This window comes from Campylobacter sp. RKI_CA19_01121 (assembly GCF_025771295.1).
Classification (GTDB): domain Bacteria; phylum Campylobacterota; class Campylobacteria; order Campylobacterales; family Campylobacteraceae; genus Campylobacter_D.
The window spans coordinates 12688-37149 of the sequence record NZ_JAKMQA010000007.1 but is presented as its reverse complement, the minus strand read 5'-3'; the positions used below and the strand labels follow the sequence as shown (position 1 = coordinate 37149).

Here is a 24462-nt window from a genome sequence, read left to right as displayed (position 1 = left end):
ATATTCTAACATAGTTAAATTAAAAAAGACTAAATGAGTCTTTATTTTTCAAAAAGTATTACTTTGCCTTGCTCTAAGCTTTTTGCTACATCGATAATGCGTTGATTTTTACTACCTTTAAATTTTAAAGATAAGTCTTTTTGCTCTAAAATAAACTTCCCATCTATCAAAACATCAGCTAAGATAAGCAATTCTTTTTTTGATTTTTCTTCTAATAACTCTTCATAAGTAAAGCCTGTATATATGGTAAGATCAAGCCCTAAAGCCTTAATGTGTTTTGCTAGAATGCTTAAATTTTTTGCTTGCATAAAAGGCTCTCCACCACTAAAAGTAACACCTTGAAGCAAAGGATTTTTACAAATCTCATCATATAAACTCGCTAAATCTTGCAAATATCCTTTGTTAAAATCGTGCGTTTGTGGGTTATGACAGCCTTTGCAATGATGAGGGCAACCTTGAGTAAAAATCACATAACGCAAACCATAGCCATCGACTATGGATTCTTTTATAACACCAGCTAATCTAAGAAAAATCGTGTTTAATTCTTGCATGAACTTCAGCTTTTTTAGCGTCATTAAAACGATCAAGCGTTCCTACTAAATAGCCTGTGATTCTTCTTATGCGTTCAAATTTAATATCATCTTCTTTTCTATGGCACTTTGGACAAAACTCATCTATCACACCACTATAACCACACACTGGATCCCTATCTAGCGGGAAATTAATCGAGCCATAACCTATATTGCTTTCTTTCATACATTTTATAATGCGTTCAAAACTTTCTAAATTCTTACTCACATCGCCGTTTAATTCCACATAAGTAATATGCCCGCCATTATTTAGCTCATGATATGGGGCTTCTATTTGAATTTTTTCATATATGCTAATAGGAAAATCTACAGGAATATGAAAAGAATTGGTATAAAAATCTTTATCGGTTATGCCTTTTAAAATGCCGTATTTTTTTTGATCTAGCTTTAAAAATCTTCCACTTAAGCCTTCAGCCGGGGTAGCTATGAGTGAAAAATTAAGCTTATCTTTGAGTGCTTTTTCATCGACAAATTCACGCATAAAACGCACGATTTGTAAGCCAAGTTCTCTTGCTTCTTGGCTTTGTCCATGATGAGAACCTATCAAAGCTATTAAACTCTCACAAAGTCCTATATAACCTATAGCCAAAGTCCCATGTGCTATGATTTTTTCTACGCTATCATTTTCTTTTAAAGTATCTGAATCTATCCAAATTCCCTCGCCCATTAAAAATGGGAAATTTTTAATCTTTTTTAGACTTTGAATTTTATATCTATGAAGTAATTGCTCATACACAAGCTCTAATTTTTCTTTTAAAAGTGAGTAAAAAAGCTCTAAATTTCCTTTAGCTTCTATAGCTAAACGCACAAGGTTTATACTGGTAAAGCTTAAATTTCCCCTACCGCTTGTGATTTCTTTACTCTCATCATAAACATTTGCCATAACCCTAGTTCTACAACCCATATAAGCTACTTCACTATTATAATCGCCCTTTTTATAATATTTTGCGTTAAAACTTGCATCTAAAAAGCTAAAATTTGGAAAAAGTCTTTTAGAAGCACATTCTATAGCAAGCTTAAAAAGCTTGTAGTTTGGGTCTTTTTCATTATAATTAACACCCTCTTTTACTTTAAAAATTTGCACAGGGAAAATTGGTGTTTCGCCATTTCCTAAGCCTTTCATCGTGGCTTTGAGTAAATTTTCTATCACCATTTGCCCTTCAAAAGATATATCGGTGCCATAATTTAGCGTGCTAAAAGGCACTTGGGCTCCTGCTCTTGAATTCATAGTATTAAGATTATGCACTAAAGCCTCCATAGCTTGAAAAGTCGCATCTTGGGTTTGCTTTAATGCTCTTTTATAAGCATAAGCATTTGCTTGCTTTAAAAAATTCTCATCACTATTTAAATCAAGCCTTAAAAGCTCTTTGAAGCATTCTTTTTCGCTAAAAGCTTGAAAATTAGCATTTTTAAAGCATTGCTCATCTAAACTTTGTTCTAATTTTATTTCAAAAAAAGCATTTATAGCCTTTTTATACTCTTTTTGAAAAGTCTTTGCCACGCCTTTTGCCATAGCAAAATCAAAATTGGGTATAGACTGGCCTCCATGCATTTCATTTTGATTAGCCTGCAAGGCAATGCAAGCTAAAGAAGCATAAGATCTGATATCATTTGGCTCACGCAAGCTTCCATGTCCTGTGCTAAAACCATTTTCAAAAAGCTTTAATAAGTCTATTTGACAGCAAGTTTGTGTTAGCATATAAAAGTCTTTATCGTGTATGTGTATATCGCCGTTTTTGTGTGCATTTGCGATATGTTTTGGTAAAATACACTCATCTACATAGTATTTTGCGCCTTCTGAGCCATATTTTAACATCATACCCATAGCGCTATCTGAATTAATATTTGCATTTTCTCTTTTTAAGTCAGCTTCTTTAGAATCTTTAAAAGTTAAATCATCATATAAACTTAGCAAATCATAGCTACCATTGCGAATTTGTGCTCTTTTTTGGCGATATAAAATATAAGATTTTGCAGTATTGACTAAGGCATTTTTGATTAAAACTTCTTCAACTTTATCTTGAATTTGTTCTACTTGTATGTGTTTTTCATCCAGTAAAGCTACAACCTCATCGCAAAGTTTATCTAAAAAATCATTATTTAATTTTTCATCTGTGGAATTTATATTGGCTTTGAAAATAGCATTTTTGATTTTAAAAATATCAAATGCAACTTGGCTTTTATCTCTTTTTATAATAAATTTTATTCTCATGGAAATTTTCCTAAAAAATAATCTCTAAGCACTATAAAATAGCACTTTTAAAAGATAAGTTTAGTACAAAAACTTGATGAAAAACTTAAAGAAATAAAAGAAAAATTCACACAAAAAATGTGTGAATTTGATTATTTTAACTCCACGCCTTTTACAGCATAAAGTTTATCAATACCACGATTTCCAAACATTTTATCAGTATTACAATCTCTTTGGATATTCCACTCATCTAGCTCGTGGTGAAAATTTTTACAATTATGGAAAAGATAGGCCATGGTAATTACATTTTGCACATCCCAGCTTGCCACATTATGCTCATACGCATGGCAGTTTTCAAAACAATGTGCCATTCTGATTACATTAGAGGTTTTCCAGTGCAATAAAGAATGATTAAATTTAACACAATTAAAAAACATATAAGACATATCTTTTAAATTTTGTGTATTCCACTTTGATAAGTCTTTGTTGAAATTTTTGCAGTTAAAAAACATACTTGCCATATTCTCGACATTTGAAACATCCCAGCGTGATAAGTCTGCATTAAAACTTTCACAACAATAAAACATATAAGACATATCTTTAGCCTTAGATACATCCCAACGCTCAATACCCAAAAAATCTTTTCTAGTAGAACAATAAAAAACGAATGAAAAATCTTCTATCAAAGAAACATCAATATCTCTTAGAGAAATTCTTTCATTGTGCACCAAATTCATCAACTCATTTTTGTTTTTAACTTTATACATTTTGTCCCTCCTTTTTGTATATTTTAAAAAACAAGTGTGAAGTCAATATAAATTTAATGAAATTAAACAAAAGATTTGGAATATTAATAATTATTAATTTAAAATTAACTTAATATAAACATATATTTACAAAATAATAAATAATTATAAATAAATAGATGAATTTTGATAAAAAATGAAAAAAATAATACTGTGGAGAAAAATATAGAGTGGTGACCCATACGAGACTCGAACTCGTGTTACCGCCGTGAAAGGGCGATGTCCTAACCGCTAGACGAATGGGCCAATTTGCAGTTTGAAGACAAAATTATAGCAATTTTTACTTAATAATTATTTAAGACATCAAAAAATGCCTTAAATATCTATTTCTATCCCTACAGGAGCATGGTCTGAACCAAAAATATCATCTCTTATAAAGGCATTTTTGAGCTTATCTTTTAAGCCATTAGAAATGAAAAAATAATCAATCCTCCAGCCTACATTTCTTTCTCTTGCTTTCATTCTATAACTCCACCACGAATACTTTTCTTTAATATCACCATTTATATGTCTAAAAGTATCTACAAAGCCTAATTTTAATAAATCATCTATCCAAGCACGCTCAATCGGCAAAAAGCCTGAAGTTTTTTCATTAGCTTTTGGATGAGTTAAATCTATCTCACGGTGAGCAGTATTTACATCTCCACAGATAATAATTTCTTTACCTTCTTTTAAAAGCTTATCTAAATACACTAAAAAATCATTATAAAATTTCATTTTAAAGTTTAAACGCTCTTCATCTTTTTGACCATTTGGAAAGTAAATATTAAACAAAACTACATTTTTGAAACTATGTTCTAAAACCCTACCCTCATCATCATCAAAAAATTCACATTTTTTGACTTCACTATCAAAATTACACAAACTCATTACACCAGAATACCCTGCTCTTTTAGCACTATTTGAATACATATGTTTAAAAGGATATTCATAAATTCTTTTTGGAAATTTATCCTCGTGTGCTTTGATTTCTTGAAAACCTATAAAATCGATTTCTTCTTTTTCAATCCAATCCAGTGCGTTTTTATCACAAATTGCCCTTAGGCCATTTACATTCCATGATAATAATTTCATAAAATACCTTTACCAATCTTCTTTTGTTGCTATTTTATATGCGATTTATTAATTTTATTCAAATAGACTAAGTTTTTATTTTATTCCAAAGGAAAAAAATGCACCTAAAACTTTCATGGACAAAATTTACCCTGCTTAATACGATTTTTATCATGGCGTTTAATTTCCCGTTGTTTGAGTTTGTATATGAAAAGATAGATCAAAACACTATGCTTTTTAGTGTGTTTTTTGGAATTTATTTTTTCTTGGTTTTGGGTGTTTTATCTTTGGTATATTTTCCCTATATCACCAAAATTTTAAGCATATTTTTACTTAGCACTTGTGCTATTTGTAGTTATTTTGTTAGCAATTATGGGGTTTTAATCGATGATCATATGATACAAAATGTCGTTGAAACAGACAATAGGGAATTTTTTTCTTATTTTAATTTTTCCTTTGCTTTGTATATTTTAGTCTTTGTGATTTTTCCTAGTTTGCTTGTGATTTTTACTAAGATTGATTATCAAAGATATTTTTTCAAAAAAAGTGTATTATTTTTGACTTCTTTGGTGTTTTGCTTTGCTTTAGTGGCTCTTAGCTCAAAAATACTTTTGCCTTTTTTAAGATCACACAATATCGTTAGAATGTATAATTTGCCATTTTACCCAATATACTCAAGCATAGAATTTACAAAGAAAAAGCTAGCAGGTAAAAAAGAACTAACTATCATTTCAAATGATGCAAGTTTAAAAGATACCAATACAACTAAGCTTATGATTTTAGTCATAGGTGAAACTGCTAGAGCGAGTAATTATTCTTTAGGTGGATATAGTACAAATGATACGAATTTTTATACCAAAAATGAGCCAAATTTAGTGTATTTTAACGATGTAAGCTCATGTGGAACGGCTACTGCAAGAAGTTTGCCTTGTATGTTTTCAAGACACAAAAGAGTAAATTTTGAAGATGGATTATACGAAGAAAATGTTTTAGATATCTTGCAAAAGGTTGGAATACAAAGTGTTTGGTTTGGTAATAATTCAGGGGGTTGTAAAGGAAATTGCGATCGTATAAAACACAAACTCATTGCAAAAGACTATGATGAAAGCTTACTTGAACTTGTAAAACAAGAACTTGAAAATGCAAATTCAAATAAAATCATCGTTGTACATTTACAAGGCTCACATGGGCCAACTTACTACAAACGCTATCCAAATGCATTTAAAAAATTTATGCCAACATGTGATACAAACGAGCTAAATACCTGCTCACACGAACAAATCATCAACACCTATGATAATACTTTACTTTATACAGACTTTATTATAAAAAGCCTTATAGATATGCTTAAGCAAAATCCTACCAAAGAAGCTTCTTTACTTTATTTATCAGATCATGGGGAGAGTTTAGGTGAAAATGGAATTTATCTTCATGGTATGCCTTATTTAATAGCGCCAAAAGATCAAAAACACATACCGATGATATTTTGGAGTAAAGATAGCAAATTAAGCCAAGATTTACAAAGCAAAAAAGACTATAAACTTTCTCAAGATAATCTTTTTTCAAGCTTACTGGGGTATTTTGGTGTAAATAGCAAAGAATATGAGGCAAATTATGATATATTTAGCAAAAATTTAAAGGAAAATCCTTAATGAAGCCGAAATATTCTTTATTTAAAAATGCAAGCTATGCCTTTAGTGGAATTAAATTTTTACTCCAAGATGAAATGGCTTTTAGGATAGAATTTGCCATTATTTTACCTTTGATTTTTGCAAGCTTATTTTTACCTGTGAGTTTTTTAGAGCATTTTGTGCTTGTATTTGTTTTGGTACTAATTTTAATTGTAGAAGCGCTAAATTCTGCTATAGAAGCTTGCGTGGATCTTTGCACGAGCGAATTTCACATCTTAGCTAAAAAAGCAAAAGATTGTGCGAGTGCTGGGGTGTTTTTTAGCGTGGTTTTAGCTATAATTACTTGGAGTTTTATTCTTTTTGATTTGGTTAGAGAATGGATGATAAAGTAAAAACGCTATGCGCAAAAATCTTTGGTAAAAAACGCTTTGAAATTTTAGAATTTTTAGCCCTTCATGCTAATGAAGATGGCTTTGTCTTTGCAAACATAGAAGAACTTTCTAAACAACTAAACATCAGCAAACCAACCATCATTTCTACTTTTAAATTTTTAGAAGAAAAAGCTTTGCTTGAAAAACTCAAAAACGGCTTATATAAACTCAAATAGGAGATAAAATGACACTTAAAAACCCTTTGGATATGCATTTACATTTACGCGATGAAAGCATGCTTGAACTTGTAGCTCCATTTAGCGCAAAAGACTTTAAAGCAGGGGTTATCATGCCAAATTTAATCACCCCACTTACCGAAACAAATGCATTAAAATCTTATAAAGAACGCATTTTAAAAGCGTGTAAAAATGAAGATTTTACGCCTTTGATGACTTTATTTTTTAAAGACTATGATGAGCAATTTTTAGAAAAAATCAAAGATGAGCTTTTTGCCATAAAACTTTATCCTGCAGGTATCACTACCAACTCAGATAATGGAATTTCAAGCTTTGATATAGAAAAGTTAAAACCCACATTAAATGCTATGAGTGAGCTTGGACTGCCTTTGCTTGTGCATGGAGAAACAAATGATTTTGTAATGGATAGAGAAGCAAATTTTGCTAAAATTTATGAAAAATTAGCTAAAAACTTTCCAAAATTAAAAATCGTAATGGAGCATATTACCACTAAGGTTTCATGTGATTTGTTAGAAGATTATGAAAATTTATACGCAACTATCACTTTACACCATTTGATGATAACGCTTGATGATGTAGTGGGCGGTAAGATGGATCCGCATTTATTTTGCAAGCCTATTGCAAAACGCTATGAAGACAAAGATGCTTTATGTGAGCTTGCTTTTAGCGGTTATGAAAAGGCTATGTTTGGAAGCGATAGTGCACCTCATCCATTACACACTAAAGAATGCTGTGGGTGCGCAGCTGGTGTATTTAGTGCGCCAGTGATTTTACCTGTATTGGCTGAACTTTTTGAAAAACACTCAAATGAAGCAAATTTACAAAAATTTATTTCAGATAATGCTTGTAAAATTCATAATCTTAAATTTGAAAAAGATAAAATCATCACTTTAGAAAAACAAGAATGGCAAGTAGCGCAAAAATACGGTGATGTAGTGCCATTTATGGCAGGAAAAACTTTAAATTTCAAGGTTATTTAGCCTTGAAATTTAATTAATAATCAGAAGTTTTATCTTAGCTTCTATAAGCTCTTCTACCTCATCTTTTACAAAGCTTTCTAACTCTTGTTTATTTGCATTAACACCATTCATACTCAAATGCCACAAAGCATTTTCTATCGCACTTTCTTTATCTCTTTTTACCACTCTAGTTTCGTTAAAAACTTCATACTCATAAGGGATATTTTGCGCATTTAAAAAACTTTGTAAGTCACTTTCATAAAAACCTTTAAAATGCGTATTAAAATGCTCAAATATAGGATCTAAAAAGCTACTTTTACGCCTACTTGCCCAGCCTAAATACACCTTTTTAGAAGCTAAGCTTAAAAAAGCTTTATAGTCTTTTTCATTTTGCAAAGCAGGAGACATACTTAAAAAGGCTAAGTCAAATTTCGTGTTATTGTTTTTATAAAAGTTTTCAAAATCTAAATTTAAAGTTTTTACATTTGATATAGCATGAGTTTTTGCATCTTCTTGTAAAATTTCAAGCATAGCACTAGAGCTATCTACACCCAAAATACTTTTTGCTTTTTGTGCTAAATGCAAAGTCCAAACACCACTCCCACAGCCTATATCTACCACGCTTTTATCTTGTAAAGATCCAAGTCTTGAGAAAGTAGCTTTTTGAATTTCGTTTAAACTAGGATTATACCTTGCGTAGCTTTTTGCTTTTTTATTCCATAAATTCATCTTCACTCCTTATTTTTTCTAATATAGTATAATATTTTTTTGTTTTTAGAAAGGAAAATTATGCGTGTATTGTTTTTGTGTTTGATTTCATTTTTAAGTATATATGCCAAAGATTTGGTAAGTGTTAGTATAGCTCCACAAGCTTACTTTGTAAAGCAAATTGCCAAAGATACTTTAGATATTAATATAGTCATACCACCTAATGCAAATGAGCATACTTTCGAATTTAAACCAAGTGGTATTTTAAAACTTGAAAAAAGCGATATTTACTTCACAGCAAATTTAGAATTTGAAAAAATTTGGATTTTAAAACTTAAAGATAATCTCAAAAATACCAAAATCATCTCTACTCAAAATGGTATTGATTTTATACCTTTGCAAGAGCATGCACATGAAGGACACCATCATCATGGAGATGACCCTCACACATGGCTTGATCCACTTTTAGCAAAAACTCATGCTAAAAATATCACTTTAGCACTTATAGAACAATACCCGAAAAATAAAGCATTTTATGAGCAAAATTTAGAAAATTTCTTAAAAGAAATGGATGCATTAAATTTACAAATACAAGCTTTATTTAAAAATGCAAAAAACAAGCACTTTTTAGTCTATCATCCATCTTGGGGGTATTTTGCCAAAAGATATCATCTAAGCCAAATTCCTGTTGAAATAGAAGGAAAAGAACCTAAACCAAAAGACTTAGCTAAGCTTGCAAAACTCATACAAAAAGAGCAAATAAAAGCTATTTTTGTACCAAAAGGAGCTAATAACAATACCATTAAAGCTATGGCAAGTAATTATAATCTTAAAATCATAGAACTTGATCATTTGCCAAGTGATTATAAAAATGAGCTTTTAAAAGATGCAAAAAATATAGCAAGCGTTTTACAATGATAAAAATCAATATTAAAAATTTAAACTTTTCATATAATCAAGATGAGGTTTTAAAAAATATCAACCTAAACTATGAAAACAAAGACTTTTTAGCCATAGTAGGGCCAAATGGCGGGGGCAAATCTACACTTTTAAAACTCATACTAGGCTTACTAAATAGCCATAAAAACATAAACTTTGAAAACTTAAGTTTAAAAGATATAGGTTATGTCCCACAAAATACTTTAGCTAATCCAAACTTTCCAGTACGCGTGCTAGAAGTGGTGATGATGGGAAGGGTGGATAAAAAATTCTTTGGTTTTTATACCAAAAAAGATCAAGAGCAAGCCTTGCTAGCCTTAGAAAAAGTAGGTATGAGAAATTTTTGGGATAAAAAAATCAACGAACTAAGTGGAGGTCAAAGACAAAGAGTTTATATAGCAAGAGCTCTAGCAAGTGAATGCAAACTTTTAATCCTTGATGAGCCTACTGCAAGTATAGATACTAAAGGCTCTGTGCAGATTTTTGAGCTTTTGAAAAAATTACACGAAAGCGGGGTTGGCGTGATAGTAATATGCCATGATTTAAATGTAAGCTTAGCTTATGCAAATAAAATCGCGTATTTAAATAAAGAATTATTCTTGCATGAAAACACCCCTGAAAAAAAGGCACATTTACTAGCGCATTTAAGCCAAAATCACACGCATTTTTGTGATGTGGAGCTTAGCTTGGAGCAGTGTTGCTGTGAAGGAAAAAACCATGCTTGAACTTTTATCTAGCTCTTTTATACAAAATGCTTTTTTGGCTGCATTTTTAACTAGCATTGCTTGTGGGATTATGGGGACTTTGATCATGATCAACCGCTTAAGTTCTATGGCAGGAGGCATTACACATGGGGCTTTTGGGGGTATAGGTATAGCATTTTATTTTGGTTTACCAGTACTTGTTAGCACGAGTTTATTTACTCTTTTTTTAGCCTTGCTTGTAGCGTTTTTAGTACAAAAATATCCTTTTAGAAGTGACAATATAGTCGGTGTTATATGGGCTTTTGGAATGGCTGTTGGTATCATACTCATAGACTTAACCCCTGGGTATAATGGTGATTTAATGGGGTATTTATTTGGTAGTATTTTGTCTGTACCTACACAAGATATAGTTTTATTTGCAGTGATTGATGTGATTTTTATCATTTTAGTATTGCTTTTTTATCGTCAATTTGAAATTCTAAGCTTTGATAAAGAATTTGCAAGCTTAAGAGGGGTTAAAACCAATCTTTTTCACTATCTTTTAATCGCGATGATGGCTTTTTGTATCGTTATAAGTATCAAAGTAGTAGGACTTATACTTGTGATAGCTTTACTTAGCATACCTGCATTTATCGCTGAGAGTTTTTCTAAAAAGCTTGGTCAAATGATGATCATCTCTACACTTTTGAGCATAAGTTTTTGCGTGATAGGGCTTTTTGTGAGTTTTTATTATAATCTTGCAAGTGGAGCTTGTATTATAGCAAGTGCTTGTATAGCTTTTGTGCTTTATCTTTGTTTTAGTGCTTTTTTAAAGAAAAGTTGAAATTTACTTTTACTTTAAAATGCTATTTTCATGCACTCTTAAAAAACTAGCAAATTTTGGCTTGCCATTTTTGGTTAAGCCATTGTATTTAAAAGTGATGATAGCACCAACTGGCGGAGGGTTTAAGCGATCGCTTTCTTTAAAACCTGAGCCTATTTTAAAACTTACTTTTTTACCCTCAATCACTGCTTCACAAAGTAAAGATCCCATTTTACCTTCAAATTTTCCTTTACCTTCTAAATGCTTTTTTACAACACATTCTGTATCATCAAAAGGTTTTAGTTTAAAAGCATTGCTTGATCTTTTCTTTTCATAAGGTGCGTTGTTTAATCTTATGATCACGCCCTCGCCTTTATGCGAAATGATATCTTGGTAAAATTGCTTTAAATGATTTTTATCTTTAACGCGAATTTGTGGGATGATTTTTATAAAATCATTTGGATTTTTAGCCAAATACTTTTTTAAAATCTCTAATCTTGCTTCTAAAGTACAAGGATCAAGTTTAAATTCCTCACAAGCATTTGGCACATCAAAGACATTATAACTTACTTTTTGCCAAAGCTTTTCATCAGGATTTTCTTGGCGTATTAAAGATGAAATTTCTTCAAAAGAAGCTCTTTTTATCCAAAGTTCTCCATCTAACTCAAATTTAGGAAAGTTTTTTGTGAAAAATAAAGGAAGTTTTATGGCATTTCCTGCTCTTGTTTGCATAGACTTACCACTCCAAAGCCCTCTTACGCCATCGAGTTTTTCGCTCATGAGATAATGGCTTAAATTTATATCTTTAAATGCTTTTTCATCATAAACTTTAAAAAGTAAAATATCTTTTGCAAAAAGAGGATTTAAAAAGAGAGTAAAGAGAAAAACAAGGCTTATAAAAAGCCTTGTCATAAGATTAAAGTGCTTTTTTAGCAGCATCTGCTATTTTAGCAAAAGCAGCTGCGTCATTCATCGCTAAATCAGCTAAGATTTTTCTATCAAGCTCAATGCCTGCTTTTTTAAGACCATTTATAAATCTTGAATAACTAATATCATTTAGTCTGCAAGCTGCATTGATACGTACTATCCAAAGACGACGGAAATCACGTTTTTTGCGGCGTCTATCACGATACGCATAAACCAAACTTCTTTCTAATTGTTCTTTAGCTTTTCTAAAGTGTTTGCGGCGACCACTATAAAAACCACGCGCAAGTTTTAAAACTTTTTTATGTCTGCGGCGTCTTACAACACCAGTTTTTACTCTTGCCATATTTATCCTTTCACAAATTGGCGTTCGTTAAACGAATCTTGCCCTTTAAAATAAGGGGAGTTTGAATGACTTTCGTCAAAAACTAAATTTAAGCGAGCTTAAATTCCTAACATTTTTTCAACCGCTTTAACATTGGTTGAGTGAACATACTTAGAAGTGCGAAGATCACGCATTCTTTTAGCAGGTTTTTTAGTCAAAATGTGGCTTCTATAAGCAGCGCCTCTTTTGATTTTATTTTTACCTACTTTGAAGCGTTTAACAGCACTTTTAACGCTTTTCATTTTTGGCATGTGTATCCTTTGGATCAATTTTTTCATAAAAGAAAGCTATCATTTTACTACAACTATGCTTTAGAAAAATTAAATTCATTTCTTAAGAATTTTTCTTTAAAATTAAGTAAAATACCAAAATCAAACATTTTCAAGGAAAACCATGAACAATCTTTTAATCCTTTATAATCCTTACTATCAAGATAATGTCATCAAAGAGCATTTACAAATTTTACATGATAAAGGCCAAGTTGCTTTTGCCAAAGTAAAATCAAAAATCAACGATCAAAACAATTCTTTTGAAAAAGACCTAGATGAAATTTATACTAGCACTAGTAAAGATAGTCCTTTGCAACTTTTTTTAAGTGATTATGCGAATTTATTTGTAGCAAAGGTCATAAAGGTAAGTAAAAGTTTAGATGATGAGAATTTATTGCCAAGTTATTATAAAGAAAAGAATTTTAACATCGAGCAATATTTTATCATAGAAGATTTAAGAGAATTAGTTCGTGAAGATTTTACAACTGTTAAAAATCATTATCTATCAAATTTTACCACACCAAATTATAAAAACAACTCTTATGCTATTTATGGAAATTCTTATATATATCCTTTAATCATCAAGCAAAAAAACGAGATTGATTATTTTTTAGATGAAACAAAATATTATTTAAACGTTTATAAAAGTCAAGAGTATCTAAAAATTCAAGATATTTTTAAAAAATACATCTTTGGAAATGAACTTTTTCACCTTTTACACCCTGATAGCATTAGCAATATAATATGCGCTGAAATGGAATTTGATGAAAACAAACAAGATCCTTTGTATGATTTTACTTCTATCATCGTTAAATACTCTAAAACCTTAGAATATGAAATTTATGATTTTTGTAAAAAAGTATTTTTGCAACTTTACCAAAAAGATGAAAGCATAAAAAACATAAGCTATAGTGTGCAACAAAATGCTTATACATTAAATGATTTTTTTAAACATAAACCAAACATAGGCACGATGAAGTTTTTACTTATCAATAAACAAATTCAAGACTTACTTGAAATAAAATGTAAAAATTTTATCATTTATGAACTTTCTAAACATATAAATACTTTACAAGATATAAGAAATGTAGCAGTGCATGAAAAAATTCCCTCACTAGAGCAAACTAAAAAGTTAAGAAATCTCATTTTAGGTATAGATACTTTTAGCATTTTAAAAGGAATTTTAATACAAAAGCAAAGATTAGACGATAAACAGGTGTTATAACATCATAACACTTGTTTATCAAGAAGTGCTGATACCACCAACCCCACAAAACCACATGTGCATAAACCATAGATAAATACTTTCTCTTTTTCATTTTTATACATATAAATTCCCCATAAAAACAAAACTACCATTGATAAACTTGCCAAAACATCCCCGCCTATAAACTCAACAACTCCATACACAACACAAATACCAAATACAAACATAGCAAACATAAAAAAACATCAAAAACAAACTAATATGTAAAAACACCATTGCTACCATGCATAAAAGCGCGACTATTACCATTTTAAATCCTTTCTTTTTTTAAAATGATACAAATTTCTCATGTCAGCTTGTGTCATGACACAACCTGTCATAAAGCTAAAATATAATTCCTTTTGTAAATCAAAACAAAAGGAATTATTTATGGGAAAATTGGGTTTTATTTTAGGTGGAGTTGCTTTAGCTGCAACTGGATATGGATTAAAAAAATGGTATGACAAAACCAAAGAAGAAAATGCATACTGGACTGATGATCCAAAAGACATAGCATGTGAAATGCTTGGGCAAGCTGCTGAAAAAGTTTATAATGTAGTTGATGCGGTGGATGATAAATTTTTCAACGAGCCTTTGGTTGTTTCAGATTTATTTGGCGGAAAAGAAGCCATAGAAAACAACCCTGAACTCAAAGAAAAATACGAGCAAACATGTGCTAGCATAAAAGAGATTTTTGAAAACACAAATCCAAGTGAAATAAAAGAGCAAAAAATGGATAATTTTTAACAGCTCACAAAACAAAAAAAGGAAATTAATGATACGCCCTATGCCGTTTAAAAAAGTATGTAAAAAATGCGGGTATTCTAAAGTGATAGTTCCAAAATCTGATGTTATGTCTTTTAGTGGTGAAATTTTTTCTTGTCCAAAATGTAAAGAACCTCTCCAAAGAAAAAATGCAAACGCCTTAGAAATGGCATTTAGCGCCATACTAAGTGCTTTTAAAAGATAATGTCTTAACTTACGACACAACCTGTCATAAAGCTAAAATATAATTCCTTTTGTAAATCAAAACAAAAGGAGTTATTTATGGCGGTTGTAATTGGCATTATAGTCATGATAGCTACTGCTATATGGGTTATAGTTTGCGGAGCCTTTTGGGCTTTACTTATATTTGTAGTGTGGTGTGTTATATTACCAAGTTTATTTTTAATAGAAAAATACGGAATTACAAATGTAGCGGTGTCTTATGTGCTAATTTTAGCAGGTATAATGGTGCTTGCAAGGATCATTAAAAACAATAAAACTTAAGCAAATTTAGATACAATAAAAAATAAATTCAAAATTGAAAGGAAAAAGATGGCATATAAATATGACAAAGATTTGGAATTTTTAAGAGAATTAAATGATGAAGTTTTAAACGATTTGGTAAAAACTCTTACCCATGATGATGATGGTAAACCAAGATATACAGAGGAATTAACCAAAAATGAACTTTATAAAAAGCATTATCCACAACATGAAAAATACATAGAAGCCATAATGGAAGAATTGCAAAAATTTGGCGGTAATACTATTGCTAATAAATTCCGAGATAGTGGTATTTTATATAAAGAAATTCTGCAAGATGTTGCTGAAAAATTAAAAATAAATTTTAATAAAGATGATACAATCTTAGAAATAGAAGAAAAAATTTTAAAAGATACTTTCAAAAAATCCATTGAAAAACTATCTCCAGAAGAATTAAAAGAGCTTTCACAATCTTTGGACTTAAAAGATATCACTAATTACTCTAAAGATGTTATTTTAAAATATACAGAAGTGAATTCGAGTTTAGTTTTAATGTTTGGTATTTCGCAAATGCTAATAAAAGCAATTAATCAATCTATACTTAAATTTACTGCAGGTGCTGTCGCTCAAAGAGCTGGAGCTAGTTTTTTAGGTCCTATTGGCATGACTATAACTGGTCTTTGGACACTCAATGACATAGCCGGAACAGCCTTTAGAGTTACAATACCAGCTGTATTTCATATAATACATCTAAGACAACATTATCTTTTAGAAAAACAAGAATTAGAAAAAAGCAAAGAGAAAAAAGAACAGCTAAAAGAAAAAATAAAAGATGGTAAAAAATATAGTATTAATGAGCTATTTGATCAAAAATTAAACATTTTAATAGCTGGTCCCACTGGTGCTGGTAAAAGCTCTACTATAAAAGCACTATTTGAATATGAGGGAAAAGAACTTGATATAGAAATCGGAACAACAGCTAAGCCAGAAACTAAAGAAGTTAAAGATTTTAAACTAGACAATTTAACAATCTATGATTCGCCTGGTTTTGGAGATAGTGAAGAAAACGATAAAATATATAAAAATCAAATCGAAGAATTATTGAAAAAAAAAGGCGATGAAGAAATTGATCTTGTTTTAATCACTTTAAACGGTGCAAATCTTAGAGATTTAGGTACTTTTTATAATCTAATTAAAGATACCATTATGCCTACATTAAAAGACAAAAAAAGAATATTGATTGCTATTAATAAATGTGATAAAGCTTCAGATATACCAAATTCTTTTGATTATGAAAAAAATCAACCTAGCAGAGAACTAATAGAAAAACTAAACGAAGATGTGGAAATCATTAAAAAAAGAATTCATGATGATACTAAAATAAATGTTGACATAATATACTATGCAGCAGGATACACCGATAAAACAAAGAAAAAACAAAAATCATACAATCTTAAAAAATTGTTAGCATATATCATTGATAAAACACCTACAGAAAAAAGATTTGTTTATTTAAAATATAAATCACAAAATGAAACAAATTTTCAAGACAATGATAACATTGAAAACTACAATGAAAAAATAGGAAATTCTTTTATAGAAACGCTCAAAGAATATGCTGTAAAAGGCGTAGAAATAGCAAAAGATTTTATTGATTTTATAAAAAGTGAGCAATTTCAAAAATTCAAAAATTTTAGCAAGGAAATATTTGACATTAATTTTAGCAAGGAAATATTTGACATTTTCAAAAGTTCAAAAAAATAACAATTTTGCTAGTCTAAATATTTAGATTAGCACTTAAATTTACAAGTTTAATATTTTAAAAGAAAGTCATACCATGCTAAACAAACTACCTCAACTTTTTTCATTGCTTTTTAGCTATAAATCAAACATCTTTAATATCATCTCAAAGCCAAAGCAAGCTTATACTTACACTAAACTTGCTTTAGAGCTAAAAGAGCTTTATGAAAAAGAAAATGACAAAACAGAAGCTGCTTTTATCATCCTAGATAGAGTGCTTAAATTTAAAAAAGAAAATCCTGATGATTTTAATGATTTTTTAAAGCTTATTCAAGAGCTTTTAGCCACTTATGAAAACGATCCAAAAACAATCAAACAAAACATCAAAGATTTGCTAAAATAAACAAAAAAGGTTGTATATGGAAAAAGACAAGCTTTCTACGCGTTTAGTTTCTATACTGCAGTGTTTAAACAATGGTGAACGTTTTAGCTTAGAAGAGCTTGCGCAAGAATTTAATGTCAGCATTCGCACCATACAAAGAGACTTGCATGAGCGCCTTGCTTTTATCCCTATAAAAAAAGAAAATGGAAAATACTTTTTAGAAGGCTATGTTTTAGGAAAATTAAGCTTTAAAGATATACAAAATTTTGCTATTTTAAGCGGTATAGGTAGGCTTTATCCTAGTTTAGATAAAGAGTTTTTAAACGACTTGCTTAATGAAAAAATCAACAAAGCATTTTTAGTCAAAACCCAAAGCTATGAAACACTTGATAGAGAAGTTTTTGAAGAACTAAGTGCAGCTATCATAGCAAAACACTCCATTAGCTTTTACTACAAAGAAAAACACAGAAAAGCTAATCCATACAAACTCATCAATATTGATCACATATGGTATCTTTTAGCAGATGAAAACGATACTTTAAAAACCTTTACTTTTTCTAAAATCACACAACTAAGAGTGGAAAAGAAAGAAATTTTTACCCCAAAAGAAGAGTTTTTAAAACAAATTCAAAAAGATCAAAGTAATTGGATTAGCAAAGAAAACAAAGAAGCTATTTTAAAGCTTGATAAAAAAGCTAAAGAATATTTCTTAAGAAAAAATGCCCTTACTAAATACGAATTTATAGATGAGGATGAGAATTTCATTTATATCAAGGCATTTTATACTTATGATGATGAGCTTTTAAATTTAATAAGATATTGGATACCATATATTAAAATAAACAAACCTATTGCTTTAAAGGAAAAGCTTTTTAAGCAATTAAATACATACATGCAAGATTAGTGTTTTTTTAACACATAAAGCTGTTCTTGTATATGCATAGAGCGCTTAGAAAGGTTTCTACTAGCTCTAAAGGCATTGTATTTTTGCTCAAGCACAAAGCATTCTCCAAGACTTTGAAGTCTTTTTGTGAAATTTTCTTTTTTTACAAAACCCTCACAATTATAAGAAAGCAATACAATCTTGGCTTTTAAATCATTTATCAAATCAAACAAAGCATCTTCGGCTTTTTTTTCTTTGTTAAAAGCACTGCGGTTCCAGTCTTTTGGTATGCCAGAAACCTTTGAAATTTCCTTTGGCTTTTTATAATTAGCGATTAAATTTAACATAAAATAATTTGATCCATAAGGGTGTTGATTATAAGGTGGATCTAAATACGCCACATCAAAGCTATCAAGCTCTTTAGCTAAAATATTTGCATCTTTTTGAAAAACCTCATATTCACAAGTAAAATTTGAAAAAATAGGCATTTTTAAAGCTATATCGCCTTTTATACGACTAAGCGCATTTGCCCCATTTCCTCCAAATTTTCCCACTCCATTTTTATCTTTATAAAAGCCTTTAAAAACCCCGCTTGTATTTGCATGCACACTTGCTTCATAGATAAGTGGTGCGATGAAGTATTTTTGTATATTACTTGGCAGGCTTGAAATTTTTTCTCGCATAGAGTCTAAATACATAGCGTTTTTAAGCGTATAAAAAACTCTTTCATTCTTTTGAATATACTCATCATCATTTGGTGCATAAAGCTTGCTTATAAAGCCTTTTTTGAGTTTTAAATCAGAAATTAAAAAATTATAATATTTTTGTAATTCTTGTAAAAATTGTGCATTTTGATTGCTTAAATAACACTCATTGATGATTTTAGAATAATCTTCCAAATCATTTGCCATGATAAAACTCGCATAAGGCTTCACAAAACGCGAAACCACCCCAGAGCCACTGAATACATCACAAAAACTAAATTTGTCTTTTTTAAGCTCATTTTGTGCGAATTTAAAGCCTTGATTTAAAAAATCAAGCAAGGATCTTTTATTACCAAGGTAAGTTATGATTTGTTCTTTTAAAAATTGTGGATTTTCTTCTAGCATAAGTTTAAAATACAAGCCTTAAAAAGGCTTGTGATTATTTTTTCTTTTTAGGAGTTACTAGCATATTTACATAGCGTCCTTCGAGTAAAGGCTCTTTGTCTCTATCTGCTATATCTTCAACCATTTGCCAAATTTTTTCAAGCAACGCCACCCCTGCTTCAGGAGAGCCCATTTCACGACCTTTTAAAAACACTCTAAATTTAACATGCTTGCCTTGCTCTAAAAACTCGCTTGCATGTTTGACCTTATAATTAATGTCATTTTGAGCGATTTTCACAGAAAGTTTGATTTCTTTTATATCAATAACTTTTTGTTTTTTCTTTGCTTCTTTTTGTTTCTTTTCTTGTTGATAACGGAATTTTCCATAATCCATTATCTTACATACAGGTGGTTTGGCTTCAGGGGCTATCATCACCAAATCAAGCCCTAGTCTATTTGCTATATCTAGCGCTTCATCACTACTAATAATGCCATAAACCTTGCCATCATCACCTATACATCTGATCTCATCTGCTTGAATTTCTTCATTTAGCAATACTTCTTTTTCTTTACTCAAAAGCGTACCTCACTTAATTTCTCCTTTGTTAGGGTTATAAATTCATCTAAAGTCATTGTTTTTTGCTCTTTTGCTCTTCTATCTCTTAAAGCCACACTTTGGTTTGCTACTTCTTCATCACCTAAAACAAGTATCATAGGCACATGTGCTTTTTCGGCGGTGCGGATTTTTTTATTTAAGCTTTCATTTTTATTATACACTTCACTATCAATGCCAAGTTCTAAAAGTTTTCTTGCTATTTCTTTTGCATAATCATGATGATTTTGTGAAATAGGTACTATAGCTACTTGAGTTGGTGCTATGAAAAATGGCAACTCACCCGCACAATGCTCTACTAAAATTCCTATAAATCTTTCAAAAGAACCTAAAATAGCACGGTGAAGCATTACAGGTTGTTTTTTCTCATTATCTGCGTCTGTGTATTCGAGTTTAAAACGGCTTGGTAAGTTAAAATCTACTTGTATAGTACCACACTGCCATTTTCTTTTTAGCGCATCGGTAATTTTAATATCGATTTTTGGACCATAGAAAGCTCCACCGCCCTCATCAATGCCATATTTTAAACCTTGCTCATCTAAAGCTTCTTTTAAAGCCTTTGTAGCTATATCCCAAATTTCATCATCGCCTATTGCTTTTGCTGGGCGTGTTGAAATTTCCATTTCATAATCAAACTCAAAAGCCTTCATCAAAGTATCAACAAAGCTTAGAATTTCTAAAACTTGTTCTTTTATCTGACTTGGCATACAAAAAATATGTGCATCATCTTGAGTAAATTCTCTTACTCTAAAAAGCCCGTGTAAAACTCCACTTTTTTCATGGCGGTGTACCACACCATATTCAAAAAATTTCAAAGGCAAATCACGATAGCTTCTAACATCACTTTGATAAATTTTAATATGTCCTACACAATTCATCGGCTTAATGCCATATTCTTGCTCATCAATTTGCGTAAAATACATATTTTCTTTATAGTTTGCATAATGCCCACTAATTTTCCACGCATCAGCTTTTAAAAGCTCAGGCCCACGCACAGGCTCATAGCCTCTTAATCTATGTGCTTTATATAGCAAATGCTCTAATTTGCTTCTTAATTTTGCACCATTACTAAGCCATATAGGAAGCCCACCGCCTATTTCATCATCAAAGGCAAAAAGCTTCATTTCATTACCAAGTTTTCTATGATCTCTTTTTTTAGCTTCTTCAATGATTTTTAAGTATTCATTTAAACTTTCTTTATCTGCAAAAGCAGTACCATAAATTCTTGTGAGCATTTCTCTTTTTTCATCGCCACCCAAATACGCTCCCGCTACACGAGTAAGCTTGAAAAATCTTAAATATCTAGTATTTGGTACATGAGGTCCACGGCATAAATCTTCAAATTCGCCTTGCTTATAAATACTTACTTTTCCATCAGGAATTCTTAGTAAAACTTCTTGTTTTAAATCATCATTAGCAAATTTTTCTTTAACCTCAGTCTTTGAGAGTTCGTATTTTGTGATGTCTAACTTTGCTTCAGCTAGTTCTTTCATTTTCTTTTCGATTTTGCTTAAGTCTTCTTCTGAAATCTTACTATCAACTCTAAAATCATAATAAAACCCATCTTCTATCACAGGTCCTACGAAAAATTTAGCCTCTGGATACAAACTTTTAATCGCTTGAGCCATTAAATGCGCACAAGAGTGGCGGATAACTTCTAAACTTTCTTTAGAGTTATCAAAATAAATCGGAGTTAAATTTGTGTCATTGTTAAAACTTTGAGTATCTACCAAAGTTTCATTATTTGCATATGCAATTATATCTTTTGTCATTTCTACCCTTAACACTCACTAACCTTGTGAGCTTAAATTAAAATATAAGACTAATTTTAGCTATGAAAAACTTAAACTTTTTTTAAATAAAGGATATTTTTATATTTCAAACACCCGTTCTTGATATATCTAAAGCACCACTCATAAAAAGGTATAAAAATACAAAACCTAAAATTATCCTATAAATTCCAAAAGGTATAAAGTTTATCTTGCTGATTAATTTTAAAAATATTTTAATTACCACAAAAGCCACTATAAAAGCTGTTACAAAACCTATAGCTAAAGGAATGAAATTATTCATATTGCTTAAAACTTGTGGTTCTTTATAAATGCTATAAGCTGTTGCTATAATCATGGTAGGAATTGCAAGTAAAAATGAAAATTCAGAAGCCACTTTACGATCAAGCCCAAGCAATAAGCCACCTATAATACTTGCTCCACTTCTTGAAGTACCTGGTATGATAGCAAGAGCTTGGGTTAAACCTATCAAAAAAGCTTGTTTATAACTTACCTCATCTAAAGAATGTATATCATAGTCTTTTTTTCTATGTTTAAGCTCTATGATGATAAAAACAATCCCACCAATGATTAACATAGTAGCCACGGTATAGCCATTAAATATCTCTTTTAAAAACTTATATGCTATAAAACCCACTCCACCTGCTGGCAAAAAGCCCACAGCAAGTTTTAACCAAATATCAAGTTTTTGAGTTAGTTTATCTTTGAAAATAAAAATCACCGCTAGTATAGAACCAAGTTGAATAATGATAAAAAAACTTCTCCAGAAATCATCTATATTTAAACCCAAAATTTCAGCACCCAAGATCATATGCCCTGTAGATGAAACAGGCAAAAATTCTGTCAGACCCTCAATGATTCCTAAAATCAAAGCATAATAATAATCTAAATTCATTTTTTAAGTACTCTTCTTGCAAAAATTAGCATAATCGCTACAAAAACTACAAAACCTATAATCCCATCGTCTTTAAATGAAGTTGCAATAGCAAGTGGATCTTCAGTCCCACCTCTACTAATAGAAAGCACGGTTAAACCAGCTATTAACACTCCAAATAAACTCTCACCTACTATCAAACCAGAGGCAAATAAGGTTCCTTTTTGCTCATGCTCTTGAATGAGTTCTTTTTTATGAGCATTTTTAGCATATCTTTGCTCTAAACGCTTTTTGATTAAATACGCTAATAATCCACCTATAAACAAAGGCATATTAACAGCAGGTGGTAAATATATACCTATACCCACAGCTAAAGGTGGCAAAGACATATTTTTCTTTCTTAATAAACGATCAATGATGATTATACCAACGCCCACAAAAGCTCCCGCTATAATATAACTCCAATCGATATTAGCGTTAAAAATGCCTTGTGCTATAGTACTCATCAAATTTGCTTGTGGTGCAGCAAGTGCATTTGCCTCATCCATTCCCTCTCTTGGCATTGCACCCACAAAACCATAAGCTTGATATAATAAATTTAACACAGGAGCAATAGCCAAAGCTCCAAATACACAACCTATAATCAAAGAAACTTGCTGTTTCCAAGGAGTTGCACCCACTAAATAGCCAGTTTTTAAATCTTGTAAATTATCATTAGAAATAGCAGCAGTTGCTAAAATAACACTAGTAGTAAATATAGCAAAAGCGATGGCAAATTTAGACATTAAAGGATCGCTAAATAAATCTACTTGATAACCCAAAAGTAAAATAATCAAAGAAGAAATCATAATCCCAATAAGCCCTATACCCGAAATAGGAGAAGATGATGAACCCACTAAACCTGCCATATATCCACAAGCAGAAGCTACAAAAAAGCCTATAAAAATAGCCACTAAAGTTCCTACTAAGGCAAAAAGAATTTGATAGCCACTTGCTAAATTTGAATCAGCCACAAAAGCGTAAAATGAGACAAACAAACCTATACACATAAGTACAAATAAACCTAGCATAGCTTTTAAAGATAAATCCATATCTTTAGGATCTTGTGAGAGGTTTAATGAGGTTTTTTTAAGCATATTTTTCATGCCATCATATACAGGTTTTGCAAGTTCTATTAAAGTCCATAATGCTGCTATGGCAATAGCTCCTGTGCCTATTAAACGTACTTTTTGAGCCCAAATTTGATTAGCTATATCAAGTGCACTTAAACTCGCGTCAAAACTTTCTTTAGCAGAAAAATATGGAACAAAAACCATCCAAGCAAGCACCATACCCGCAAGCAATGCAACACCTCCAGCTATACCTACTAAGTATCCAGCACCCAAAAGTGCCACTGAATAACCCATAGAAAAGCCAAAAGTCATTTTTTGCCAAATAAATGCAAAACTACTTCCACTTGAAAGTAGTTTAAAACCACTTGAAAAAAGACTTATCACAGAAGCAAAAGCCACGCCAAGTGTGATTTCTTTTAAGCCTACTTTTCCTTTTTTATCAGCTTGATCTTTATTAGCTACTTTTAAAATTTCAGCAGCAGCTCTTCCTTCAGGATAAGCTAATTTACTCTCTACCACCATAGCTCTACGCAAAGGTATGGTAAAAAGCACGCCCAATCCACCCCCACAAAGACAGAGCATAAAAGTAAGCCAAAGTGGAAATTCAAACCAATATCCACACATAAAAAGACCTGGTATAACAAAAATCACAGCCGAAAGCGTACCTGCGGCTGAAACTTGAGTTTGAACCATATTATTTTCTAAAATATTAGAGTCTTTAAAGATTTTTAAAACAGCCATTGCAATCACAACAGCAGGAATAGAAGTAGAAAAAGTAAGACCAACTTTAAGCCCCAAATATACATTTGAGGCGGTAAAAATAATCGTTAAAATACTTCCTAGTATTATACCCCTAAGCGTAAGCTCCGGTAGTGAGTTTTTTGTATGCATTTTGTT

The 24462-nt window shown here is 30.8% G+C and carries 28 protein-coding genes and 1 tRNA gene; 14 read left to right on the top strand and 15 right to left on the bottom strand.

The genetic code is table 11. The features are described 5' to 3' along the window. Window positions 1-41: 41 nt before the first annotated feature. The 5 genes from nrdG to L8T90_RS04765 all read right to left on the bottom strand — a co-directional run bounded on the left by nrdG (window position 42) and on the right by L8T90_RS04765 (window position 4661). Window positions 42-551: an anaerobic ribonucleoside-triphosphate reductase activating protein gene (gene nrdG, locus L8T90_RS04785; protein ID WP_263706972.1), complete on the bottom strand. Its 510-nt coding sequence runs from the start codon at window positions 549-551 to the stop codon at window positions 42-44. Continuing rightward, on the bottom strand, window positions 523-2802 hold the full coding sequence (locus L8T90_RS04780) for an anaerobic ribonucleoside triphosphate reductase (RefSeq protein WP_263706973.1): 2280 nt from the start codon (window positions 2800-2802) through the stop codon (window positions 523-525). The genes nrdG and L8T90_RS04780 overlap by 29 nt, the downstream gene beginning before the upstream one ends. 131 nt (window positions 2803-2933) lie before the next feature. After that, window positions 2934-3548, bottom strand: coding sequence for a BspA family leucine-rich repeat surface protein (locus L8T90_RS04775; protein ID WP_263663709.1), 615 nt, complete (start codon window positions 3546-3548; stop codon window positions 2934-2936). A 210-nt stretch (window positions 3549-3758) separates the two neighbouring features. Continuing rightward, window positions 3759-3833, bottom strand: a tRNA-Glu gene (locus L8T90_RS04770). A gap of 69 nt (window positions 3834-3902) precedes the next feature. Then, on the bottom strand, window positions 3903-4661 hold the full coding sequence (locus tag L8T90_RS04765; RefSeq protein WP_263706975.1) for an exodeoxyribonuclease III: 759 nt from the start codon (window positions 4659-4661) through the stop codon (window positions 3903-3905). Window positions 4662-4759: 98 nt separating this feature from the next. On the opposite strand from L8T90_RS04765, the gene L8T90_RS04760 reads away from it, so the two are divergent. The 4 genes from L8T90_RS04760 to pyrC are packed head-to-tail and all read left to right on the top strand — an operon-like array spanning window position 4760 to window position 7879. Then, entirely contained in the window at window positions 4760-6292 is a 1533-nt protein-coding gene (locus tag L8T90_RS04760) for a phosphoethanolamine transferase (RefSeq protein ID WP_263736877.1), read from the top strand. Next, window positions 6292-6663 (top strand): diacylglycerol kinase, encoded by a 372-nt coding sequence (locus L8T90_RS04755; RefSeq protein ID WP_087699066.1) that lies wholly within the window; start codon window positions 6292-6294, stop codon window positions 6661-6663. Before L8T90_RS04760 ends, L8T90_RS04755 begins: the two co-directional genes overlap by 1 nt. Then, entirely contained in the window at window positions 6648-6878 is a 231-nt protein-coding gene (locus L8T90_RS04750) for a helix-turn-helix domain-containing protein (RefSeq protein ID WP_039617109.1), read from the top strand. The genes L8T90_RS04755 and L8T90_RS04750 overlap by 16 nt, the downstream gene beginning before the upstream one ends. A gap of 8 nt (window positions 6879-6886) precedes the next feature. Next, on the top strand, window positions 6887-7879 hold the full coding sequence (gene pyrC / locus L8T90_RS04745; protein WP_263706977.1) for a dihydroorotase: 993 nt from the start codon (window positions 6887-6889) through the stop codon (window positions 7877-7879). Between the two features lie 9 nt (window positions 7880-7888). Here pyrC and L8T90_RS04740 read toward each other — a convergent pair whose 3' ends face one another. Continuing rightward, a complete protein-coding gene (locus tag L8T90_RS04740; protein WP_263706978.1) occupies window positions 7889-8587 on the bottom strand; it encodes a class I SAM-dependent methyltransferase in 699 nt (232 codons plus the stop codon). A gap of 60 nt (window positions 8588-8647) precedes the next feature. Here L8T90_RS04740 and L8T90_RS04735 point away from each other — a divergent pair, with 60 nt between their 5' ends. Genes L8T90_RS04735 through L8T90_RS04725 form a run of 3 tightly spaced genes read left to right on the top strand, consistent with a single transcriptional unit; the run spans window position 8648 to window position 11032 of the window. Further along, entirely contained in the window at window positions 8648-9484 is an 837-nt protein-coding gene (locus L8T90_RS04735; protein ID WP_263706979.1) for a metal ABC transporter solute-binding protein, Zn/Mn family, read from the top strand. Then, window positions 9481-10230: a metal ABC transporter ATP-binding protein gene (locus tag L8T90_RS04730; protein WP_263706981.1), complete on the top strand. Its 750-nt coding sequence runs from the start codon at window positions 9481-9483 to the stop codon at window positions 10228-10230. The genes L8T90_RS04735 and L8T90_RS04730 overlap by 4 nt, the downstream gene beginning before the upstream one ends. Next, window positions 10223-11032: a zinc ABC transporter, integral membrane protein gene (locus L8T90_RS04725; protein WP_039625059.1), complete on the top strand. Its 810-nt coding sequence runs from the start codon at window positions 10223-10225 to the stop codon at window positions 11030-11032. Before L8T90_RS04730 ends, L8T90_RS04725 begins: the two co-directional genes overlap by 8 nt. A 9-nt stretch (window positions 11033-11041) precedes the next feature. On the opposite strand, the gene L8T90_RS04720 is transcribed toward L8T90_RS04725, so the two are convergent. The 3 genes from L8T90_RS04720 to rpmI all read right to left on the bottom strand — a co-directional run bounded on the left by L8T90_RS04720 (window position 11042) and on the right by rpmI (window position 12571). Then, window positions 11042-11923, bottom strand: a complete 882-nt coding sequence (locus L8T90_RS04720; protein ID WP_263736876.1) for a DNA ligase — start codon at window positions 11921-11923, stop codon at window positions 11042-11044. A 4-nt stretch (window positions 11924-11927) separates the two neighbouring features. Next, entirely contained in the window at window positions 11928-12281 is a 354-nt protein-coding gene (rplT, locus tag L8T90_RS04715; protein ID WP_039617097.1) for a 50S ribosomal protein L20, read from the bottom strand. Between the two features lie 98 nt (window positions 12282-12379). Continuing rightward, complete coding sequence (gene rpmI, locus L8T90_RS04710) at window positions 12380-12571, bottom strand: 50S ribosomal protein L35 (RefSeq protein WP_039617094.1); 192 nt, start codon at window positions 12569-12571, stop codon at window positions 12380-12382. 142 nt (window positions 12572-12713) lie between these two features. Here rpmI and L8T90_RS04705 point away from each other — a divergent pair, with 142 nt between their 5' ends. After that, window positions 12714-13814 carry an HP0729 family protein gene (locus L8T90_RS04705; protein ID WP_263736875.1) on the top strand — a complete coding sequence of 367 codons (1101 nt, stop codon included), beginning with the start codon at window positions 12714-12716 and terminating at the stop codon, window positions 13812-13814. Window positions 13815-13816: 2 nt separating this feature from the next. Here the strand turns inward: L8T90_RS04705 and L8T90_RS04700 are convergent, their stop codons facing one another. Beyond that, the gene (locus L8T90_RS04700) at window positions 13817-14032 is read right to left on the bottom strand and encodes a hypothetical protein (RefSeq protein WP_263736874.1); all 216 of its coding nucleotides are present in this window, start codon (window positions 14030-14032) and stop codon (window positions 13817-13819) included. 193 nt (window positions 14033-14225) lie between these two features. Between L8T90_RS04700 and L8T90_RS04695 the strand changes: the two genes are divergently transcribed. The 6 genes from L8T90_RS04695 (at window position 14226) to L8T90_RS04670 (ending at window position 18109) form a co-directional block, all read left to right on the top strand. Further along, window positions 14226-14582, top strand: a complete 357-nt coding sequence (locus L8T90_RS04695) for a hypothetical protein (protein WP_214118490.1) — start codon at window positions 14226-14228, stop codon at window positions 14580-14582. 28 nt (window positions 14583-14610) lie between these two features. Next, window positions 14611-14805 carry a hypothetical protein gene (locus L8T90_RS04690; protein ID WP_263736873.1) on the top strand — a complete coding sequence of 65 codons (195 nt, stop codon included), beginning with the start codon at window positions 14611-14613 and terminating at the stop codon, window positions 14803-14805. A gap of 77 nt (window positions 14806-14882) precedes the next feature. After that, on the top strand, window positions 14883-15104 hold the full coding sequence (locus L8T90_RS04685; protein ID WP_263736872.1) for a hypothetical protein: 222 nt from the start codon (window positions 14883-14885) through the stop codon (window positions 15102-15104). 48 nt (window positions 15105-15152) lie between these two features. Then, complete coding sequence (locus L8T90_RS04680) at window positions 15153-16847, top strand: DUF3944 domain-containing protein (protein WP_263736871.1); 1695 nt, start codon at window positions 15153-15155, stop codon at window positions 16845-16847. Between the two features lie 73 nt (window positions 16848-16920). Beyond that, window positions 16921-17226 (top strand): hypothetical protein, encoded by a 306-nt coding sequence (locus tag L8T90_RS04675; RefSeq protein ID WP_257937862.1) that lies wholly within the window; start codon window positions 16921-16923, stop codon window positions 17224-17226. Window positions 17227-17242: 16 nt separating this feature from the next. Next, window positions 17243-18109 carry a helix-turn-helix transcriptional regulator gene (locus L8T90_RS04670; RefSeq protein WP_263736870.1) on the top strand — a complete coding sequence of 289 codons (867 nt, stop codon included), beginning with the start codon at window positions 17243-17245 and terminating at the stop codon, window positions 18107-18109. On the opposite strand, the gene L8T90_RS04665 is transcribed toward L8T90_RS04670, so the two are convergent. The 5 genes from L8T90_RS04665 to L8T90_RS04645 form a co-directional block, all read right to left on the bottom strand. Then, the gene (locus L8T90_RS04665; RefSeq protein ID WP_263736869.1) at window positions 18106-19197 is read right to left on the bottom strand and encodes a DNA adenine methylase; all 1092 of its coding nucleotides are present in this window, start codon (window positions 19195-19197) and stop codon (window positions 18106-18108) included. The two genes, L8T90_RS04670 and L8T90_RS04665, sit on opposite strands and share 4 nt — an antisense overlap. Window positions 19198-19231: 34 nt before the next feature. Beyond that, window positions 19232-19753, bottom strand: coding sequence for a translation initiation factor IF-3 (gene infC / locus L8T90_RS04660; RefSeq protein ID WP_039617082.1), 522 nt, complete (start codon window positions 19751-19753; stop codon window positions 19232-19234). Continuing rightward, window positions 19750-21561: a threonine--tRNA ligase gene (gene thrS / locus L8T90_RS04655; protein ID WP_263736868.1), complete on the bottom strand. Its 1812-nt coding sequence runs from the start codon at window positions 21559-21561 to the stop codon at window positions 19750-19752. The genes infC and thrS overlap by 4 nt, the downstream gene beginning before the upstream one ends. Before the next feature lie 106 nt (window positions 21562-21667). After that, window positions 21668-22474, bottom strand: a complete 807-nt coding sequence (locus L8T90_RS04650) for an undecaprenyl-diphosphate phosphatase (protein ID WP_263706992.1) — start codon at window positions 22472-22474, stop codon at window positions 21668-21670. Next, window positions 22471-24456, bottom strand: a complete 1986-nt coding sequence (locus L8T90_RS04645; protein ID WP_263736867.1) for an OPT family oligopeptide transporter — start codon at window positions 24454-24456, stop codon at window positions 22471-22473. Before L8T90_RS04645 ends, L8T90_RS04650 begins: the two co-directional genes overlap by 4 nt. Window positions 24457-24462: the final 6 nt, after the last annotated feature.

What these genes read in the sequence shown, in the direction of transcription:
- L8T90_RS04700 (WP_263736874.1), bottom strand. Translation starts at nt 14,032, where the DNA reads ATGTTTGCTATGTTTGTATTTGGTATTTGTGTTGTGTATGGAGTTGTT.
- L8T90_RS04735 (WP_263706979.1), top strand. Translation starts at nt 8,648, where the DNA reads ATGCGTGTATTGTTTTTGTGTTTGATTTCATTTTTAAGTATATATGCC.
- L8T90_RS04705 (WP_263736875.1), top strand. Translation starts at nt 12,714, where the DNA reads ATGAACAATCTTTTAATCCTTTATAATCCTTACTATCAAGATAATGTC.
- rplT (WP_039617097.1), bottom strand. Translation starts at nt 12,281, where the DNA reads ATGGCAAGAGTAAAAACTGGTGTTGTAAGACGCCGCAGACATAAAAAA.
- L8T90_RS04680 (WP_263736871.1), top strand. Translation starts at nt 15,153, where the DNA reads ATGGCATATAAATATGACAAAGATTTGGAATTTTTAAGAGAATTAAAT.
- L8T90_RS04720 (WP_263736876.1), bottom strand. Translation starts at nt 11,923, where the DNA reads ATGACAAGGCTTTTTATAAGCCTTGTTTTTCTCTTTACTCTCTTTTTA.
- L8T90_RS04740 (WP_263706978.1), bottom strand. Translation starts at nt 8,587, where the DNA reads ATGAATTTATGGAATAAAAAAGCAAAAAGCTACGCAAGGTATAATCCT.
- L8T90_RS04675 (WP_257937862.1), top strand. Translation starts at nt 16,921, where the DNA reads ATGCTAAACAAACTACCTCAACTTTTTTCATTGCTTTTTAGCTATAAA.
- L8T90_RS04645 (WP_263736867.1), bottom strand. Translation starts at nt 24,456, where the DNA reads ATGCATACAAAAAACTCACTACCGGAGCTTACGCTTAGGGGTATAATA.
- L8T90_RS04685 (WP_263736872.1), top strand. Translation starts at nt 14,883, where the DNA reads ATGGCGGTTGTAATTGGCATTATAGTCATGATAGCTACTGCTATATGG.
- L8T90_RS04730 (WP_263706981.1), top strand. Translation starts at nt 9,481, where the DNA reads ATGATAAAAATCAATATTAAAAATTTAAACTTTTCATATAATCAAGAT.
- L8T90_RS04760 (WP_263736877.1), top strand. Translation starts at nt 4,760, where the DNA reads ATGCACCTAAAACTTTCATGGACAAAATTTACCCTGCTTAATACGATT.
- L8T90_RS04725 (WP_039625059.1), top strand. Translation starts at nt 10,223, where the DNA reads ATGCTTGAACTTTTATCTAGCTCTTTTATACAAAATGCTTTTTTGGCT.
- pyrC (WP_263706977.1), top strand. Translation starts at nt 6,887, where the DNA reads ATGACACTTAAAAACCCTTTGGATATGCATTTACATTTACGCGATGAA.
- L8T90_RS04765 (WP_263706975.1), bottom strand. Translation starts at nt 4,661, where the DNA reads ATGAAATTATTATCATGGAATGTAAATGGCCTAAGGGCAATTTGTGAT.
- L8T90_RS04750 (WP_039617109.1), top strand. Translation starts at nt 6,648, where the DNA reads ATGGATGATAAAGTAAAAACGCTATGCGCAAAAATCTTTGGTAAAAAA.
- L8T90_RS04670 (WP_263736870.1), top strand. Translation starts at nt 17,243, where the DNA reads ATGGAAAAAGACAAGCTTTCTACGCGTTTAGTTTCTATACTGCAGTGT.
- L8T90_RS04665 (WP_263736869.1), bottom strand. Translation starts at nt 19,197, where the DNA reads ATGCTAGAAGAAAATCCACAATTTTTAAAAGAACAAATCATAACTTAC.
- L8T90_RS04755 (WP_087699066.1), top strand. Translation starts at nt 6,292, where the DNA reads ATGAAGCCGAAATATTCTTTATTTAAAAATGCAAGCTATGCCTTTAGT.
- L8T90_RS04690 (WP_263736873.1), top strand. Translation starts at nt 14,611, where the DNA reads ATGATACGCCCTATGCCGTTTAAAAAAGTATGTAAAAAATGCGGGTAT.
- L8T90_RS04775 (WP_263663709.1), bottom strand. Translation starts at nt 3,548, where the DNA reads ATGTATAAAGTTAAAAACAAAAATGAGTTGATGAATTTGGTGCACAAT.
- L8T90_RS04695 (WP_214118490.1), top strand. Translation starts at nt 14,226, where the DNA reads ATGGGAAAATTGGGTTTTATTTTAGGTGGAGTTGCTTTAGCTGCAACT.
- thrS (WP_263736868.1), bottom strand. Translation starts at nt 21,561, where the DNA reads ATGACAAAAGATATAATTGCATATGCAAATAATGAAACTTTGGTAGAT.
- L8T90_RS04650 (WP_263706992.1), bottom strand. Translation starts at nt 22,474, where the DNA reads ATGAATTTAGATTATTATTATGCTTTGATTTTAGGAATCATTGAGGGT.
- rpmI (WP_039617094.1), bottom strand. Translation starts at nt 12,571, where the DNA reads ATGCCAAAAATGAAAAGCGTTAAAAGTGCTGTTAAACGCTTCAAAGTA.
- L8T90_RS04780 (WP_263706973.1), bottom strand. Translation starts at nt 2,802, where the DNA reads ATGAGAATAAAATTTATTATAAAAAGAGATAAAAGCCAAGTTGCATTT.
- nrdG (WP_263706972.1), bottom strand. Translation starts at nt 551, where the DNA reads ATGCAAGAATTAAACACGATTTTTCTTAGATTAGCTGGTGTTATAAAA.